General features: G+C 37.7%; 13 protein-coding genes. 3 read left to right on the forward strand and 10 right to left on the reverse strand.

Annotation, left to right across the window (positions count from 1 at the left end; genetic code table 11):
* Positions 1-102 precede the first annotated feature (102 nt).
* The gene (gene prlC / locus RHO12_06415) at positions 103-2139 is read right to left on the reverse strand and encodes an oligopeptidase A (GenBank protein WVD65027.1); all 2037 of its coding nucleotides are present in this window, start codon (positions 2137-2139) and stop codon (positions 103-105) included.
* Positions 2140-2288: 149 nt separating this feature from the next.
* On the opposite strand from prlC, the gene RHO12_06420 reads away from it, so the two are divergent.
* Positions 2289-3344, forward strand: a complete 1056-nt coding sequence (locus RHO12_06420; GenBank protein WVD65028.1) for an FAD-binding protein — start codon at positions 2289-2291, stop codon at positions 3342-3344.
* 44 nt (positions 3345-3388) lie between these two features.
* Here RHO12_06420 and deoB read toward each other — a convergent pair whose 3' ends face one another.
* The 3 genes from deoB to deoC all read right to left on the reverse strand — a co-directional run bounded on the left by deoB (position 3389) and on the right by deoC (position 6169).
* Positions 3389-4624, reverse strand: a complete 1236-nt coding sequence (deoB, locus tag RHO12_06425; GenBank protein WVD65029.1) for a phosphopentomutase — start codon at positions 4622-4624, stop codon at positions 3389-3391.
* 70 nt (positions 4625-4694) lie between these two features.
* Entirely contained in the window at positions 4695-5453 is a 759-nt protein-coding gene (gene deoR / locus RHO12_06430) for a DNA-binding transcriptional repressor DeoR (protein ID WVD65030.1), read from the reverse strand.
* A 29-nt stretch (positions 5454-5482) separates the two neighbouring features.
* Entirely contained in the window at positions 5483-6169 is a 687-nt protein-coding gene (gene deoC, locus RHO12_06435; protein WVD65031.1) for a deoxyribose-phosphate aldolase, read from the reverse strand.
* 223 nt (positions 6170-6392) lie between these two features.
* Between deoC and RHO12_06440 the strand changes: the two genes are divergently transcribed.
* Positions 6393-7265 (forward strand): D-hexose-6-phosphate mutarotase, encoded by an 873-nt coding sequence (locus RHO12_06440; protein ID WVD65032.1) that lies wholly within the window; start codon positions 6393-6395, stop codon positions 7263-7265.
* A 61-nt stretch (positions 7266-7326) separates the two neighbouring features.
* Here the strand turns inward: RHO12_06440 and RHO12_06445 are convergent, their stop codons facing one another.
* The 4 genes from RHO12_06445 to RHO12_06460 form a co-directional block, all read right to left on the reverse strand.
* Entirely contained in the window at positions 7327-7887 is a 561-nt protein-coding gene (locus RHO12_06445) for an ABC-type transport auxiliary lipoprotein family protein (protein WVD65033.1), read from the reverse strand.
* A gap of 3 nt (positions 7888-7890) precedes the next feature.
* On the reverse strand, positions 7891-9522 hold the full coding sequence (gene pqiB, locus RHO12_06450) for an intermembrane transport protein PqiB (GenBank protein ID WVD65034.1): 1632 nt from the start codon (positions 9520-9522) through the stop codon (positions 7891-7893).
* Positions 9523-9545: 23 nt separating this feature from the next.
* Entirely contained in the window at positions 9546-10790 is a 1245-nt protein-coding gene (locus RHO12_06455) for a PqiA/YebS family transporter subunit (protein WVD65035.1), read from the reverse strand.
* A 117-nt stretch (positions 10791-10907) separates the two neighbouring features.
* Positions 10908-12836, reverse strand: coding sequence for an ABC transporter ATP-binding protein (locus RHO12_06460; GenBank protein WVD65036.1), 1929 nt, complete (start codon positions 12834-12836; stop codon positions 10908-10910).
* Positions 12837-13089: 253 nt separating this feature from the next.
* Here RHO12_06460 and RHO12_06465 point away from each other — a divergent pair, with 253 nt between their 5' ends.
* On the forward strand, positions 13090-15336 hold the full coding sequence (locus RHO12_06465; protein ID WVD65037.1) for a hypothetical protein: 2247 nt from the start codon (positions 13090-13092) through the stop codon (positions 15334-15336).
* A gap of 82 nt (positions 15337-15418) precedes the next feature.
* Here RHO12_06465 and RHO12_06470 read toward each other — a convergent pair whose 3' ends face one another.
* Together RHO12_06470 and RHO12_06475 are read right to left on the reverse strand one after the other, a co-directional pair.
* Positions 15419-17812: a glucose/quinate/shikimate family membrane-bound PQQ-dependent dehydrogenase gene (locus RHO12_06470; protein WVD65038.1), complete on the reverse strand. Its 2394-nt coding sequence runs from the start codon at positions 17810-17812 to the stop codon at positions 15419-15421.
* Between the two features lie 241 nt (positions 17813-18053).
* Positions 18054-18485 (reverse strand): hypothetical protein, encoded by a 432-nt coding sequence (locus tag RHO12_06475; protein WVD65039.1) that lies wholly within the window; start codon positions 18483-18485, stop codon positions 18054-18056.
* Positions 18486-18498: the final 13 nt, after the last annotated feature.

The raw sequence follows: 18498 nt of genomic DNA on the forward strand, positions 1-18498 counted from the left end.
AGGTGATTCTTCAATTCTGTTATCGATAATATTTGTTGGTAATTCAAACCAAAAAGTGCACCAATAACACTGATGCACCTATGATTTTAATAATAAATATAATTAGTTAATGCCGTAATGACGTAACATTGCATCGAGCTGAGGCTCGCGTCCTCGAAAGTTTTTAAATAATGTCATGGGTTCATCACTACCGCCTTGCGATAAAATATGGTCTAAAAAGTCACTGCCCGTTTTAATGTTAAAAATACCTTCTTCTTCAAAACGAGAGAATGCATCTGCAGATAAAACTTCCGCCCATAAATAGCTATAGTAACCCGCCGCGTAGCCTCCCGCAAAAATATGGCTAAATGCGTGAGGGAATCGCCCCCATTGAGCAGTTGGTGTAACGGCTACTTTATCTCTTACTTGCTGCAAGGTTTCAAGAATTTTCGCACCTTCAGCCGGCGAGTACTCATAATGAAGGCGAAAATCAAATAGACCGAACTCAAGCTGGCGTAAAATAAAGAGTGCCGCTTGATAATTTTTGGCATCAAGCATCTTATCGAGCATATCTTTAGGCAACGGTTCGCCTGTTTGATAATGACCGGAAATAAAGGCCAACGCTTCGGGCTCCCAACACCAGTTTTCTAAAAACTGGCTCGGTAGTTCAACTGCATCCCATGCCACACCGTTAATACCCGCAACAGAAGCAATATCAATTTGAGTGAGCATATGATGTAATCCGTGACCAAACTCATGAAATAGTGTTGTAACTTCATCATGAGTAAATAAAGCAGGTTTATCGCCTATTGGACGATTAAAATTACACGTTAAATAGGCAACTGGCTGTTGCAAATGACCATCAGCAAATCGCATCTGGCCAATACAATCATCCATCCAAGCCCCACCACGCTTATGCTCTCTTGCATACAAGTCAAGATAAAAACTCGCTTTATAATCGCCTTTTTGGTCATAAAGATCAAAGAAACGCACTTCTGGAGACCAAACTTCAACACCTTCACGCTCTTTAACTGTAATGCCAAATACTCTATTCACCACTTCAAATAACCCGCTTATAACGCGATTTTCGGGAAAATAGGGGCGGAGTTCTTCATCATTAATGGTATATAAAAATTGTTTTTGTTTTTCACTATAGTAGCTAACATCCCATGGTTGGATATCACTGGCGCCAAAATGTTCATACGCAAAACGCTTTAATTGCGCCAGCTCTTCTTCACCTTGAGGTTTGGCTTTATCGGCTAAATCAGTTAAAAAGTGAATAACTTGCTCTGGTTGTTTAGCCATTTTGGTTGCTAAAGAACGATGCGCGTAAGAGTCAAAACCAAGAATATGCGCAAGTTCGTGGCGTAACATTAATATTTGTTTAATATTATCAGTATTATCCCATTTACCAGCGTTTGGTCCTTGATCTGATGCTCGAGTTGAATAGGCATAATACATTTCATAACGCAATTCACGATTATCACTGTACATCATAACAGGAATATAACTTGGCATATCTAGCGTTAATAACCAACCATCTTGGCTTTTAGCTTCAGCCTGAGCTTTTGCAGCAGCCAGCGCACTTTCTGGTAAACCAGATAAAATGCCAACATCACTAACAAGCTTACTCCAACCCATTGTGGCATCTAAAACATTGTTACTATAATTAGACGATAATTCAGATAGCTTCGCCACGATTTCACCGTAGCGTTTTTGCTTATCCTCATCAAGCCCAATACCTGATAATTCAAAATCACGTAATGCATTAGTTATCGATTTTTGCTTTGCTTTAGTCAAATTTAGAAACTCGCTGCTTTCTTTTAGAGACTTATAAGCTAAATAAAGCCCTTTATGTTGCCCAACCCAAGTACTGTATTCGGATAATAAAGGCAAACAGGCTTCATAAGCCTCCCTAAGCTCATTGCTATTTTTAACAGAATTTAAATGGCTTACCGGTGACCAAACACGACTGAATCGTTCATCAGCCTCATCGATTGGCTGAATTAAATTCTCCCACGTATAGTTATCTTGTTTTACCACGTTTTCAATAACATTACGGCAATCAGCGATCGTTTGTTTAACTGCTGGTAACACATGCTCGGGCTTAATTTTTGCAAATAGAGGAAGCTCTGATTTAACTAATAGTGGGTTTGTCATTATAATACCTTTATTAAATGCTTATTTATCGAGTCGCGACATTTGTATTATATTGGCGTAAATTTTCTAAATTCAAGAGAAGATTCACTATAATTTATGTAATGCATAAGCTACAATAGTGGTCAAAACAGCCGGAGTAAATAGTTAAAATGGATTATGATATTGCGATTATCGGCCTTGGTCCTGCTGGTGCAACATTAGCACGTCTGCTGAAGCCTGAACTTAACGTAATCGCTCTAGATAAAAAACACGCTTGTGGAACTGATGGATTTAATAAGCCGTGTGGTGGTTTACTCGCTACCGATTCACAGCGTGCTTTTATTCGGTTTAATCTTAATCTTCCTACGGAAATCTTAGCTAATCCGCAAATATTTAGTGTCAAAACGCTAGACTTACAAACCAATCTTATTCGTAATTATCAACGAACTTATATTAATTTTGATCGGCATAAGTTTGACTTGTGGCAAAAATCACTTATTGCAAAGCATGTTGATATTAGGCACAACACGCTTTGTAAAAAAATTGAACGGATCATTGATGGTTATCAAGTTACCTTTGTCGAAAATAATCAAGAGAAAGTCATCACCGCCAAGTATGTGGTCGGCGCTGACGGTGCTGATTCAATGGTTAGAAGAATGCGTTACCCAAATCATAACATCAGGCAATATATAGCTATTCAACAATGGTTTGCGGAAGCACACTCTGTCCCCTTTTATTCTTGTATTTTTGATAACACCCTTACCAATTGCTATGCTTGGAGCATCTCTAAAGATGACTATTTTATTTTTGGTGGCGCCTTTCCTAAAAAAGAGGCTAATCAAAAATTCGAACAACTAAAACAGAAGCTAGCACAAAATGGCTTTACTTTTGGTGCGCCCATAAAAACCGAAAAGTGTCATGTTATTTATCCTCAACGCTGGCGAGATTTTCATGTTGGTAACGAACGTATTTTTTTAATTGGTGAGGCAGCTGGCTTTATTAGTGCCAGCTCATTAGAGGGGATTAGCTATGCTTTTGACAGCGCCGAGATCCTAAGCCGAATTTTGAATGACAACACCAAAAATCCTAATAAAGCCTACTACCAAAAGACAATTAAATTACGCATCAAGTTATTAAGCAAAATAATTAAAGCTAAAATACTCACAACCCCCCTGTTACGCAGAATAATCATGAAAAGTAATATTGCTCATATTAAGAACATCTAATAACAATGCCCATAATAATACGGGCATTGTTTTATCACTACACTCTATTTGAATGTAAATAAAGGCTTGCCATAGTCCATTGGTGAAGTTGCAAAATAATGAGCTATCGTTTGGCCAATATCGGCAAATGTTGGGCAAAGTCCTAAATTTTTAACAGCTAAATTGGGGCTATAAATCAATACCGGAATATGCTCACGTGTATGATCACTGCCACTCCATGAAGGATCACAACCATGGTCGGCAGTAATAATGAGCATATCATCTTCTTTTACTAATGCTAGCATCTCAGGTAAACGGCGATCGAATAGTTCAAGAGCCTGCGCGTAGCCTTCAATATTTCGACGATGCCCAAAATCTGAATCAAAATTGACAAAATTAGTAAATACAATCGTATTATCTTTAGACTGCGCTATTTCAATTAAGCTTGCATTGAATAATTCATCAATTCCTGTCGCTTTGATCTTTTTAGTAATGCCAATGTGAGCGTAAATATCAGCAATTTTACCAATTGAAACAACCTCTCCTTGCTTCTCTTCAACTAATTTTTGCAGCACAGTTGCTGATGGCGGCTCAACCGCATAATCGTGCCGATTCCCTGTACGTTCAAACTCGCCTGCTTTATTACCGATGAACGGACGAGCAATGACTCTGCCGATATTATAACCACCATCAGTTAGCTCTTGGCGAGCAAGCTCACATAATTTATATAGTCTTTCTAAACCAAAAGTGTCCTCATGACATGCAATTTGGAAAACCGAATCGGCTGAAGTATAAAAAATAGGCTTGCCTGTTTTCATATGCTCTTCACCTAGTTCATCTAAAACAACGGTACCAGATGAATGGCAATTACCTAAATAACCCGGTAAATCAGCTTTTTTGACTAAAATATCTAATAGCTCCTGCGGAAAGCTGTTTTCTTTATCGGCAAAATAGCCCCAATCAAATAAAACCGGCACACCTGCTATTTCCCAATGCCCAGAAGGGGTATCTTTACCTGATGATAACTCGGCGGCATAACCATAAGAAGCAATAATGTCAGCATTTTCATCTAAGCCAATAGGAAAAACGCCACTCGATTCTTTTGCGGCTTTGCCTAAACCTAATTTATTTAGATTAGGTAAATTCAATGTTTTTGGGCTACCATCGGTATTTTTACGATGTTTTTCGCACCACTGTGCAATATGCCCTAAAGTGTTAGCTCCAACATCTCCAAACTTGTTAGCATCTTGTGTTGCTCCGATCCCAAAGGAATCGAGTACCATAATAAAAACACGTTTCATTTTTGTCTCTCTCTATTGTTCTTTTATCAAAGTTGACTCTTGACCATATCAATATAACTCACTTCAAAATTTATTGATAAATTGTAATATTACTTTTTTTACAATAGGCTAAATACTTATCACTAATATGGTCACTAATGATGATATCAAAATCAGACAACTGAGCAAAGCAGGCTGATTTTAGTCCATCAAACTTGCTACTATCGGCAACTAAGACATTAGTATTTGCTCGACCTATTGCCTTTGTCTTCCAAATAACCTCAGGTAAATTAAAACATGTTACACCTTTAAGTGAAATACCCGCCGCCGAAATAAATGATTTTGAGGGACAAATAATATCTAAAGGAGATAGCTCATTAATTGACGTAAATATAGCATTGTCACTTTCAAAAATGCCACCACATAAAATTATTTTACAATTACCTCGTTTTTGTAATGCAAGAAACACATTAAGTGAATAACACAAGCCGGTAAAATAGATATGCTCAGGAATATACTCGATAATATAAGGGATGGTCGTTCCGCAATCAAAAAAAATCATCTCATTATTTTGTACTAAACTCGCCGCTAAATGAGCAATATATTTTTTTTCACTCACATTGCGCTGCTGCTGCTCTGACATAAAATACTGAGAAATACTATGGTATTCTTTATTGTATACAATATATCCACCAAGTAAATAAAGAGGATAGGAAGCAACATTACTAAGATCGCGTCGAATTGTCATTTCAGACACGTTAAGTGATTTTGCCGCGTCCTTAATATGTAAATTATCATATTTATTCGATAATTCAATTAGTTGCTTTACCCGTTCTTGCCGTTTACTCATTTTGAGGCATCTCAGTATTAAGCTGTATTCTAGTAGCCATTGTGGTTATCTTTTTCACCAGACACAATAGCGACGCCCGAGCTACTGCCTAAACGCGTCGCACCAGCTTTAATCATTGCCAAAGCAGTTGCTGTATCTCGCACGCCACCCGATGCTTTAACACCTAATTTATTGCCTACTGTTTCACGCATTAAAGCAACATCTTCAACGGTTGCACCACCAGAGCTAAAACCTGTTGATGTTTTAACAAATTCAACGTCTAAATCGCGGCAGATTTCGCTGGCTTTTTTAATCTCATCTTTACTCAATAAGCATGTTTCAAGAATCACTTTTAATAACACTCCCGCACCAGCAGTGACGACTTTGACCTGGCGGATATCATCAATAAACTTATCCATATTCTTGCTTTTTAAAAAACCAACATTAATGACCATATCAATTTCATCTGCGCCAGCTTCAATCGCGGCTTTAGTTTCAAAAGCTTTAACACTCGTTAAACAAGCTCCTAAAGGAAAGCCTATCACCGAACACGTTTTAACATTAGAGCTAGCTAACTCTTTTGATACCAGCGGAACATAACAAGAATTAACACATACCGAGAAAAAATTATACTCAATAGCTTGCTTACATATCGCTTTAATGTCTGCTTCTGTCGCATCCATTTTTAATAAAGTGTGATCGATATATTTTGCATAATTAATGGATTCATAATTCATGTTGCAATATCTCCTAATGTCGAGTTGTTTTACTAATATTGTTATAATAATAACAATTAAATGTTTATCTAATAACATTTTAATTATAAAACGTGATAAAAGTCTCAAAATAACTGTAATTAACTAAATTTAGCATCATAAATCATTTATCTATTCACACTTTACGGACATGCTCAAAAGCGTACAATAACATCAATGTAAACATTATTATGGAGAAAATGAGATGTCGATTATTCAAATAATAAAAAATACCCATGATCATCAAGAAACAATAACTAAAAGCGTTTATCAGACTAATTACGGTGAGCATACACTACTGGTTATTAGCCATCCCGAGTGCTGCGCCGCTATTTCGCTACAAGGTGCACATTTGCTTTATTGGCATCCCAAACAATCATCACGACCAATAATTTGGCTAAGTGAAAAAACTATATTTAAAAAAGGCACCGCTATTCGTGGTGGAATACCCGTTTGTTGGCCATGGTTTGGAAAGGTAGCCGAGCCAGCACATGGATTTGCACGTATTGTTGATTGGCAATTAACATCATGCACAGAAAACGAACATGGCGTCGATATTCTTTTATCCTTAAAAGACAATGAAAGAACAAGACGGTATTGGCCTCATAGTTTTGAACTCGAACTAAAACTACATTTGGGTAAAACCTGCCAACTAGAACTCGCATACCAAGGCGATTTTAATGCAACTGGGGCTTTACATAGCTACTTTGGTATCAGTGATATCTCGGCGATCACCGTTAGCGGATTAGGTGATACCTATGAAGAACGTTTAACTACACGCAATGAGCCGAAAATTGTGGGCCAAATGACCTTTGATCAGGCTGTCGATCGCATTTATACTCATCCCGCCTCTATCTCATTAATTAAAGATAAAGATCATACTATTAAAATCACTCATCATAACCACAGCGACGTTGTTACATGGACGCCTTGGGATGGCGCTAAGAACGTTATCGATCTGGATGATGAAAGCTATCATCATTTTGTCTGCGTCGAAACGAGTAGAATAAATAAACCAATAGCGTCAAACAGCAAGCAGAAAACACGCTATGGCGTAACAATCGAAGTCGTAAAATAGTCATAATGGCAACTTAATCATCGCGATCAAATTAGGTTGCCAATATAAACGTGAAACAAAGTTAAAGTTTGGTGCTTCTTATTAAATCAATTTCTTCATTTTGCCAACCAGTAGATAAAGCTTTAACTAAAGTCGGGTAACCATCCTCAGCTAAGCGGATTTTGAAATCAAAATGTTTTAACGTCACTTTATTATCAAGATCCGTTATCATCCAATACCCTTTAATAATCGCGTCACCGGTGTAGCAGCCATGAAAACCGTCAATAAATAATTTAATTTTAACTGCTGGGTCACTTGATGGGGTCGTTGTAACTAAGTATCCTGGCAGTAATGCTGATAAATCCTGCACCACTCGTTGCTCAATTTGGTTGGATAATGGTGTTAACCATAGATTATTATTAGCCGTACTAAATTCAATCGGATTCGATTGATATAAAATACCGGTCGTATCAAGATAACTTGCCACACTAACGGGTTCAATTACAATGGTTTTACTCACCACCTGTTGTGTATCAGTGCTAGAATTAAAATCACTAATTAATTGATAATAGACTTTATTTGGGCTATTTGATGAACAGCCTATAAGCAGTAATAATAACGAACCAATAATCAGTTTTTTCATGGTTTAATTTCCTTTTGCTTTGGGCTGCGGATCGGGTTTTATTGGCGCAGCAAAAATTAATGCATTACTCTTATCATTTAAGGTATTTAGTAATGGCGTAAGTTGATCCATCAATGACTCAAACTTCTTCAAATCAGTATTCAGCTGATTATTAAATTTTGAGCCAGGTTGTAATCCTTCTAATGTTGCGTTAATTGAAGCGAGTGTTTTCTTTATATCTTGTGGTAAATTCTGCATCTCTTTACTACTTGTCATTTTATTTAATGAATTAACTAATTGCTTAATCTGAGTTAATGATTGATTAAATTCACTCACCGTCTTATTAAGCGGTAACTGATTAAAATTGTCTAATGTTTGAATTAATTTTAATTGAATTTGCGATAATCCAGTCGAAATTGTGGCGATAGTATCATAGCCAAATTCCTTTTTTGCTGAGTCTATTTTATCGTCTTTAACTTCTGAATAAAAATCAAGATCAATATACAATGAACCGGTTAAAAAATTAATCGATTTTAACGAGGCTCTTAAACCAACTTGCTGCTCTTTAATCAGTAACGATGTCAAATCAATTGGCTCTTTGCTCACCTGAGTTAAGCGTCCAGGTTCTATGCGGATTAATACTGGAATATTATAACTTAACACCGACAATGATTTAAGCATATCTGGTGTGTAAAATGGTACTTCACTAACGGTACCTAAACGAATACCTCGATACTCGACAGGCGCACCAGCCTCTAGTCCAGATATTGAATCGGTAAAAAATAGTAGAAACTCGTGATAATTAGTATATTGCGAATCTTGTATTGCATTTTTATCTTCATATAATTGATAAGTTGACAGCGGTTGCGCTGGCGGACCAAATTTACTCCCCGTAGGCACATCAAAGCTAATACCTCCTGACAATAAAACTTCAAGTGAAGGGATTTCTAAATTTGCACCGCGAGGAGATAAAGAGAAATTAATTCCGCCTTCTTTCCAAAAACGAACATTGTCAGTGACCAGAACGTCGTAAGGTTTAGGAATGAATAATTGGTATTTCATCTGCCGATCCTTAATATCAAAATCAGAAGTTTCAACATTACCGACCGTAAAACCGCGAAACATAACAGGGGCGCCACGCGGAATAACATCACTTTGGCGGCTATTCAAATTAATACGGATACCTTGCGCATTGGGCCCTGCTAATGGAGGATTATCAGACAGAGCAAATGGCTTATCATCAAAATGATTATCTTCATTGCCTGGAATGAGTTCAATATACACTCCTGAAAGTAGAGTCCCTAGCCCCGAAACGCCTTCTCGTCCGATTTGTGGTTTAACCACCCAAAATATAGAGTCATTCTTCAATAAAGGCGCCATATTTTGGTAAATTTGACCTTTCAATATGACTTGTTGATAATCTTTACTTAACGTTACACTTTCGATGATTCCGACATCAACATTGCGACTCTTAATCACTGTTTTGCCTGCGGTAATACCATTGGCATCATTAGCCAGTAAAGTAATACCAATACCTTGGTCAGCAAAATGGGTATACACCATCCAAATGCCAATTATTAACGTGATAATCGGGATTATCCACACTGCAGAAATACGGTTAATCTTCAATTTCTTTGCCAGTTTATTTGACGCCATACCACACCTTTTATTAAATAAAATCAGTTTTTATCCCAAATGAGCCTAGGGTCATATTTTTGGGATGCAATCATTGTAATCACCACGACCGATGCAAAGAAAATTGCACCAATATCGGGATATACCGACATCATTTCTTTATTACGAATTAACGCTGAAATTACTGATACAACAAAAATATCAATCATCGACCATCGACCAATAAATTCAACAATATTATATAATCGATTCATTTGCAGGCAGTCATCTTTATTTTTCTTTCTTGTGACTAACACAAAATAGCAAAGCCAGCTTAGAGCAAGAATTTTTAAGATTGGGATAGTCACACTTGCCGAAAAAATGACTAAAGCCACAGGGTAGTCACCTTCCTGCCACATATAAATAACGCCATCAAGAATCGTCGAGCTCGATTCTGCGCTCAAAAATACAGTATTCATAATGCCATAAATATTAGCTGGGAGATAAAACATTAAAGATGTCATTAGTAGAGCAATCGTCCATTGAATACTATTTTTTTGCCTTAATGTCCCCTTACATTTACAACGCGGACAATGTGTCAATTCTGCAGGTAACATGGCATGACAATGTAAACATAACCGAATATTTTGACTCATCCCTGTCTTGCCTGATAACAAATTTGTCTTAATAAAATTATTACTCGCAATTTCATTCCAGAACTTACGAGGCGAAAAATCAATTGACGATTTTAAATAGAAAAAGATAAATAATGCGAATGACCAAAAGGCTTTATCCACACCTATTTCGCCATAGCTAGTTAACTTAACAAAACTCACCAACACACCTGCCATAAAAATTTCAGGCATACACCAATGTTCTAATTTTCCGTAGGCGATAAGCAAATTACGTTTATGGTATTTTGATAACCGTATAGGACTGCAAAGAATCAGCTGAATGATTAATACACAAATGGGCAAAATAAGGGTAAATAGTAAAAAAAGTACCATCAACGAGGGATATTGATATTCATATAAAATAGTCGGGATAGACAGCAACCGCAGATTATCAATAATGCCAATAACTTTTATGTGAATGAAAACAAAACTAGCAGAAAGCAATAACATAATCAAAGCACAACTAGAATAAATAACCGTATCGCGTCTCATATTAGTCAATTCACGAGCCAACTTTGTATGGCATCTTGGACAGACGGCTTGATGTGCTTGCTCAATAGGCGGCAATTCACACATTATGTCACACTGGTGACATAATGCATAATGTTGATGGCTAGCATGATCACTTTGCTGCATATAAAGCTATTACCTTATTAGGCTATAAAAAAATATTCAGCTTACTATTTTGATGAATTTTAATAATGACGCAAGTCAATTCAGCCGATTAAGCACCATTCATCAAAATAAAGCACCCTAACTATTACGGGTATTTTCTAGTTGCTCCCATAATTCAAATGACTGTTCAAACTCTTTTTCCTTAACCGCAAGATCCTGTAATACTTGATTAGAAGCTGCATGAGGCTGATTAAAGAAGTCATTATTGCTAATTTTTTCCTGCAATAAAGCAATCTCCTGCTCAAGCAGCTCTAATTTAGCTGGCAATGATTCAAGCATTTTTGTTTGCTGATAAGTTAATTTTTTTGACTTATTTTGTGTCGCGGCAGCGGGGTTGCTTACTGTTAATGCCTCTTTTTTTACCTGCGTAGATGGTTGCTCTCGTGGCTGGCGATTATTAAGTAAATTTGCATTTTGTTGCTGCTGATAAGCATCAAAATAACCCCCTGCATAAGCATTAATTTGCCCATTACCTTCGAAGAACCAACAACTATCGACCACATTATCAACAAATTGGCGATCATGGCTAACGAGTAAAACTGTACCGGTATATTCACTTACCAGCTCTTCTAGCAATTCCAATGTTTCAATATCCAGATCATTGGTTGGTTCATCGAGAATTAATAAATTACTCGGTTTTAAAAATAATTTCGCCAGTAATAAACGATTCCGTTCCCCTCCCGATAATGCACTAACTGGCGTGCGTGCTCTTTTCGGATGGAATAAGAAATCTTGCAAATAACCGAGCACATGGCGATTTCGTCCATTAACCGTAACCTCCTGCTTGCCGTAAGCTAAATTATCCATGACCGTTCTATCGGGATCCAAATCAGCGCGATATTGGTCAAAATAGGCAATTTCAAGCTTAGTTCCACAATGAATGCTACCGGATGTTGGTTGTATTTGCTCTAGCATCAACTTGATCAATGTTGTTTTACCTACACCATTTGGTCCGATTAAGGCAACTTTATCGCCTCTTAGTACTTGAGTTGTAAAATTATTAATCAACGTTTTATTGGCTATTTGATAGCTTAAATTTTCAATATCAAAAATAATTTTACCAGAACGAAGCGCCTCTTCAATTTGGATTTTTGCCGTGCCCATTACTTGTCTACGATTAGAGTGTTCCTGCCGTAGGCTTTTCAATGCACGAACCCGACCTTCATTACGTGTACGACGGGCTTTAATCCCTTGTCTTATCCAAACCTCTTCTTGTGCTAATTTTTTATCAAATAGCGCGTTTTGTAACTCTTCGACCCGAAGCGCTTCCTCTTTGCCTAATAAGTATTGATCATAGTCACCTGGCCAAACCGTCACATTGCCTCGATCTAAATCTAAAATTCGAGTTGCCATCTGACGAATAAATGAACGGTCATGTGAAATAAAGACAATGCTGCCTGAAAAATTTTTCAAAAAACCTTCTAACCACTTAATGGTATCAATATCTAAATGGTTAGTTGGCTCATCTAATAATAATACATCCGGCCCGCACACTAAGGCTTTAGCAAAAGCAGCTTTACGTAGCCACCCGCCAGAGAGCGATGATAGTTCTGTATCAGCGTTTAGTCCTAATTCAGATAAGACATTATTAATACGGTTAGTGATCAACCAACCATTTCGAGCATCAAGTTGTTCTTGCAACTTACCTAATTTAGTTAAATTCTCTTCACTAGGATCATGTTCAATCGTTCGCAGTAGTCCATGATAGCCTTTAAGTAGTTCCGCCTCTTCTTGTAAGCCTTCTGCAACAAACTCAAATATTGTGCCTTGAACATTACGAGGAGGATCTTGTTGTAGGCGCGAAACAACAATATCATTTTCAAAAATAATTTGCCCATCATCTAATGGAATTTCGCGATTTAGAATTTTTAGTAGTGTTGATTTTCCTGCACCATTTCGCCCGACTAAACAGACTCGCTCGCCTTGCTCGATCGACAAACTCGCATGGTCAAGTAGCGGAGCATCACTAAAAGAGAGATAAGCATCGTGTAATGTAATTAGAGCCATATAATATTAATCATTTTGTCTAAATAATTTATTGAGAGTCAAATTATGCCATGTTATTGACAACAATACATAATAAATCAATAAAAATTGTTTAGAATAATATAATTATAATAAGCTAATACTAATACTATTTCGATTATTTTTTTATTGTAATCCACTATTATAGAGTAAAACGTATCTCAATATGGTATAAAAAAAACAGATATAGCATAATAATGAAGGTAAAATTTGGCGGGCTAAAGGTAAAAAAGAGATGATGAATAAAACGCTAGGCTATGTTTGGAAATTTCAACGAATTGGCGGGCTAGATCAAGTTGTCTTAGCAAATGCACAAGATATTGCTAATTTAGAACAGCTCGACCCAAAACTTTGGGTGGCATTAAGCTGCCCTGCTTCAGGGCTAGAGTTTAACGATAAAACATTATCACTATTAGATAGCGACAAAGATGGACGAATTCGCATTCCAGAAGTGATTAGTGCTGTAAAATGGCTAAAATCGCGCTTGAGCAAACTCGATAGTATAATAGAGGGAAGCGACCATATACCGCTAAGTATAATCAAAAGCAACACCGATGAAGGTCTGCGTCTACAGGTCACTGCCAAAGCGATTCTTGCCAATATTGAACAACAAGACAAAGATACAATCGGCATCGATGATTTAAATCAATCAGCGATTATTAATGGTAAAAATTTATTTAATGGTGATGGAATTATTCCGCCAACGGATAAAATTGATAGTGATTTGCAGGCATTTATTAAAGATGCCCTGGATGTGATGGGGGGCGTTAAAGATGCCAGTGGGTTGGATGGAATTAATAATAAAATTGCCGAAGCATTTAAACAGTCACTGCAAGATTGGCTAAACTGGAATGATAACGTTAGTGGAACCACAACGCCATTAGGCGATGATACCGCGGAAGCTTGGCAACTAGTGCAAGAACTAAAAAATAAAATTAATGACTATTTTTTACGTACTGAACTGGCAAGCTATGCTCCCCAAGCTCAAAGTGCTTTAAATGTCGATGAAAAATATATTGTCCCCACTGATAATGGATTATTAGAGGATCACGCGTTAGCAGAATTACCTTTATCTAAAGTGTCGACCAAGCAAAATTTGTTCCTGACATCCGGTTTAAATCCGATTTGGCGAGAAAAAGTTTTGCGTTTAGTTGACCTAGTGAAACCCTTTATGACTAGCCCAGAGCAATTATCCCAAACTGATTGGCAAAATATTCAAGCTATGCTGTCACCTTATGCCACCACAATCGCATCAAAACCGTCACTAATTAAAGTCGATATAACTATTCCACCTAAAGTCACCATCGACAAATTAGGTGAACAGAGAGTACATGCCATACTCAATAGCGATATTTTCGATAAATTTTCCGCTTTAGCGCAAAAAGATAGCACAACACCCGCTGCCTCAGCTGATATTGCCGATGTTGAAAAATTAGTCCTTTACCATAAATATCTTTATCGACTATTAATGAATTTTGTCTCATTTCACGACTTTTTTGATTTAGACAATCGCACCGCTGCGTTCCAAGCCGGCCGACTATTTATTGATGGCCGTTGCTGCACCTTATGTATCTCAGTAACTGATATTGCAAAACATACAACGCTTGCTAACTATTCGGAGCTATTTTTAATCTATTGTGAGTGTACACGAAAAAATCCACCCGAAAATGGCGAACCAGAAAAAAGAACAATTGTTGCCGCGATGACTGCTGGTGATGCTGATTTCTTGCTTGAAGGTCGTAATGGCGTATTTATTGATAATAGCGGACATGACTGGGATGCAAAAGTCGTTAAAATTATTACTAAGCCAATTAGTCTTAGCCAAGCAATTTGGGATCCTTATAAACGTATTGGCCGTTTTATTACCGAACAGATCAATAAATGGGCTACGTCCAAAGAATCGGCCATGGTAGACTCAGCCAATAAAGCGGCTCAATCAACCGAACCACCTAAATTTGATCTAGCCAAAAGTATGGGGATTTTCGCCGCGATCGGCCTGGCGCTTGGTGCGCTCGGAACAGCGATAGCAACGATTGCCAGTTCCTTGTTTCAATTGCATTGGTGGCAGCTACCTTTCGTCTTTTTAGGTTTATTTATTATTATTTCTGGACCTTCGGTTATTTTAGCGTGGCTCAAACTACGTCAACGCACCATTGGCCCCTTACTTGAAGCGTCTGGTTGGGCAATTAATGGTAAGCTAAAAATTAACTACTTCTTAGGTAGCCAATTAACATCTAAAGCGAAATTGCCGAAAAATGCTTCACGTAACTTAATTGACCCAATGCGTAAAAAACGACATAACTATTGGGTTCTATTTTTATTCGCGTTAATTATTGGTATTGGTGCTACGGCGGGCTGGCTTTGGTATAGCGGTTATTTTAATAAGGTAGACGACGTGGCAGAAAAAGCTGAGTTATCGACAACAACAGAAGTGGCACAGCCAAACCAACCAACAGAAAATACACCCGCAGTAACACCTTAAAAGTTTTGGTGCTGATATTTAAAAGGAGGTTAAGAACAAACTTAACATCCTTTTAGATAAATAAAATCGTCTAATTTTATGATTATTTATTATGATCAACTAAAGCATAGGCAATAATATAATCACCCATCTTAGAGCCAAATGAACCATGTCCACCGACCACTAAAACAACATATTGACGACCATCTTTACCCATAAATGTCATTGGCGTTGCTTGCCCACCAGCAGGCAGCCTTGCCGACCAAATCTCTTTGCCATTAGTCGCGTCATAGCCACGAAGATATTGATCAAGCGTACCACTTAAAAAAGCGATACCACTTGCCGTAGTCATTGGTCCACCCATCGCAGGTACACCAACGGGGAATGGTAAAGGAATAATCGGTGTACTATCACGCGACGTGCCATTAGGATGTTTCCACGTCACCTTGTCATCACTCAAATTAATACCGGCAACATCGCCCCAAGAAGGTGCTTGACATGGAAATCCAACCAAAGATAAAAATGGTTTTAAAATAACGGCATAAGGTGCGCCTTTATTTGGCTGTAACCCTGCCCCTTCGGATGCTTTTTGAGCATTCGATACGACTTCATTTTGTGGAATTAGCTTTGATACAAATGCCATATAATTTGGACTTGCAAATATTAGTTGCCTTGCAGGATCAATAGCAACGCCGCCCCAATTCATCACCCCAACATTACCTGGATAAATTAAACTACCTTGCAAAGAAGGTGGCGTATATTGTCCATCATAACGTAATGATTTAAATTGTATTCGGCAACTAAGCTGATCAAATAGCGTTGCCCCCCACATATCTTTTTCTTGTAAAGGAGGCGGTAATAAATTTAACTGAGAACGAGCCTGCGTTTTAGCCGTCCAATCGCCAGCAATAGCACCTTGAGGAGCAGGGATCTCATCGATAGGAACAATTGGCTCACCTGTTTTACGATTTAAAACATATAAACTACCCTGCTTAGTTGGCTGAATAACCGCAGGTAAAATTCCCTTATCTGTTTTTAGATCAACTAGTATCGGCTGCGCAGGTACATCCATATCCCATAAATCATGATGAATAAATTGATAATTCCAAGCAACTTTGCCCGTTGCGATGTCTAATGCCACTAAGCCGGCAGAATACTTTTCAGCTGCAACAGTACGATCTGCACCATATTGATCAGGGGTTTGATTACCTAGCGGTAAATAGGCTAAACCTAATTGCTCATCGGCGCTAGTAATTGACCATACATTAGGCGAATTACGCGTATACACTTTCCCTGCTGGAAGAGGATCTGTCGCATCAGGATCGCCACTATCCCAGTTCCATACTAAATGGCCATCATAAATATCAAATGCACGCACAACACCGGACGGTTCATTCGTTGACTCATCATCCGTCACATGTCCACCCACAATAATAAGATTTTCTGTTACTAGCCCCGGTGAGGTTGAATAATAGCCACCAGGAGTAAATGGACCAATACCTTGCCTTAGGTCAACTTGACCATGCTCACCAAAACTATCGCAAAGCTCACCATTATCAGCATTTAATGCAATAAGCCTAGCATCGGCAGTCGGTAAATAGATACGACGTGGGCACTCACTTGTGCTGACTTTTTTTGCAATAGCTGAATAAGTTGATTGCTGAAGATAATGCTGTGCATCATAATAAGATAACCCTCTACAGGTCATATGCGCCCAGCCCTTAAAGGTTCCCGCGCCCTCATTACTAATAGCGGGGTTATATTTCCATAGCGTTTTACCGGTTTCTGGCTCAAGTGCAAGTACCCAGCCGTGCGCGGTACAAGTATAAAGCCTATCATTGACTTTTAACGGAGTATTTTCGTTGGTTAACTCAACCGGATCATTATCGGTTGGTAAGTCACCGGTTTGAATACGCCACACTTCTTGCAAATTACCAATATTATCAGCTGTAATTTGATTCAATTTTGAATAATGTAAACCGGCATTAGTCCCACCATAAGCAGTCCAGTTATCACCCGCGGCTTGCTGTGGGTTAACGGTTACTAACTCTTTCGGTACGATTTGACCGGTTATGACACCTGGTGAGGTAAACAATGAAGCAAAACCAGCAATAAAAGTGATGATAACACTGGTTGATAAGAGTTTTGGCGCCAAACTTACAGATCCATTAATTAACGGTTTTCGCCACCAAGGTAATAAAAGTAAAATACCAACAATAAACCACACCCATAATCTTGGTACTAATTGCCACCAGTTAAGTCCGACTTCCCATAAAGCCCAAATCGTCGAAATAGCTAAAACAAAAGCAAAGAGCGTTAATGCTGATGCACTACGCTTAAGTAACAATAACGCAGTAAATAAAATCGCGATCCCACATAACAAATAATACCAAGAGCCACCAAGGCTAATAAGCCAACCGCCAGCGATGATCAATATTACAGACATCAATATCAAAATAATCGCAGTTAATATTAATAATAGCTTGTTTTTACGCATAAACCCCACCAATATATTGTTTAGATTATCTACCGATGAGTTTACACCGATTGCGTAATTAAAAAAGCATAAAATAGCGTTTTACTCTTTTATTTGAGGTAAAAGTAATAATAGCGAACAGCTAACTAAACTTTTGTATTATAGGTGATTATTTGAATGAGGAGATCGCGTAAATTGACAATGATATTTTTAAACGAGTTAAGTTAACGATTAAATTTATTGACTTACCAAGCTGCTTTGCTTAGGCTTTGATATCTATGCCCTGCTTAAATAGGTTATCAACCTGCACATCTGTCAATTTAAATTCCGTTTGAATCATGCCTATAAATGTTGAATCACGACAAAATTCCTGCGCGGTTTCCCATGCCGTTTTAACCGTAACACGTTCAATTGTATCATCAGCAAGCGCATTGATATAATTATCAGCAGATTGATAAAGTGATGAACCATCATCTAATTTTGTCAATCTTAAAATAGTTAGCATTTGGAAGCGGTTTAATAACTGTGGAATTTGAGCTTCAATTTTTGCCCTAATTAAGTCTTGCGCTTTTTTTACTAACTCGTTAGCTTCTAAATTCGATATTGCGATTAAATCACCAGTAATATAGCTATCTTGAGAACCATCGCTTTCATAAGCATAAACTTCATTATTACTATTTTTAAAATATTTCATAGTAGCTATTCTC

Source organism: Orbaceae bacterium lpD02 (genome assembly GCA_036251875.1).
Lineage (GTDB): Bacteria > Pseudomonadota > Gammaproteobacteria > Enterobacterales > Orbaceae > Orbus > Orbus sturtevantii.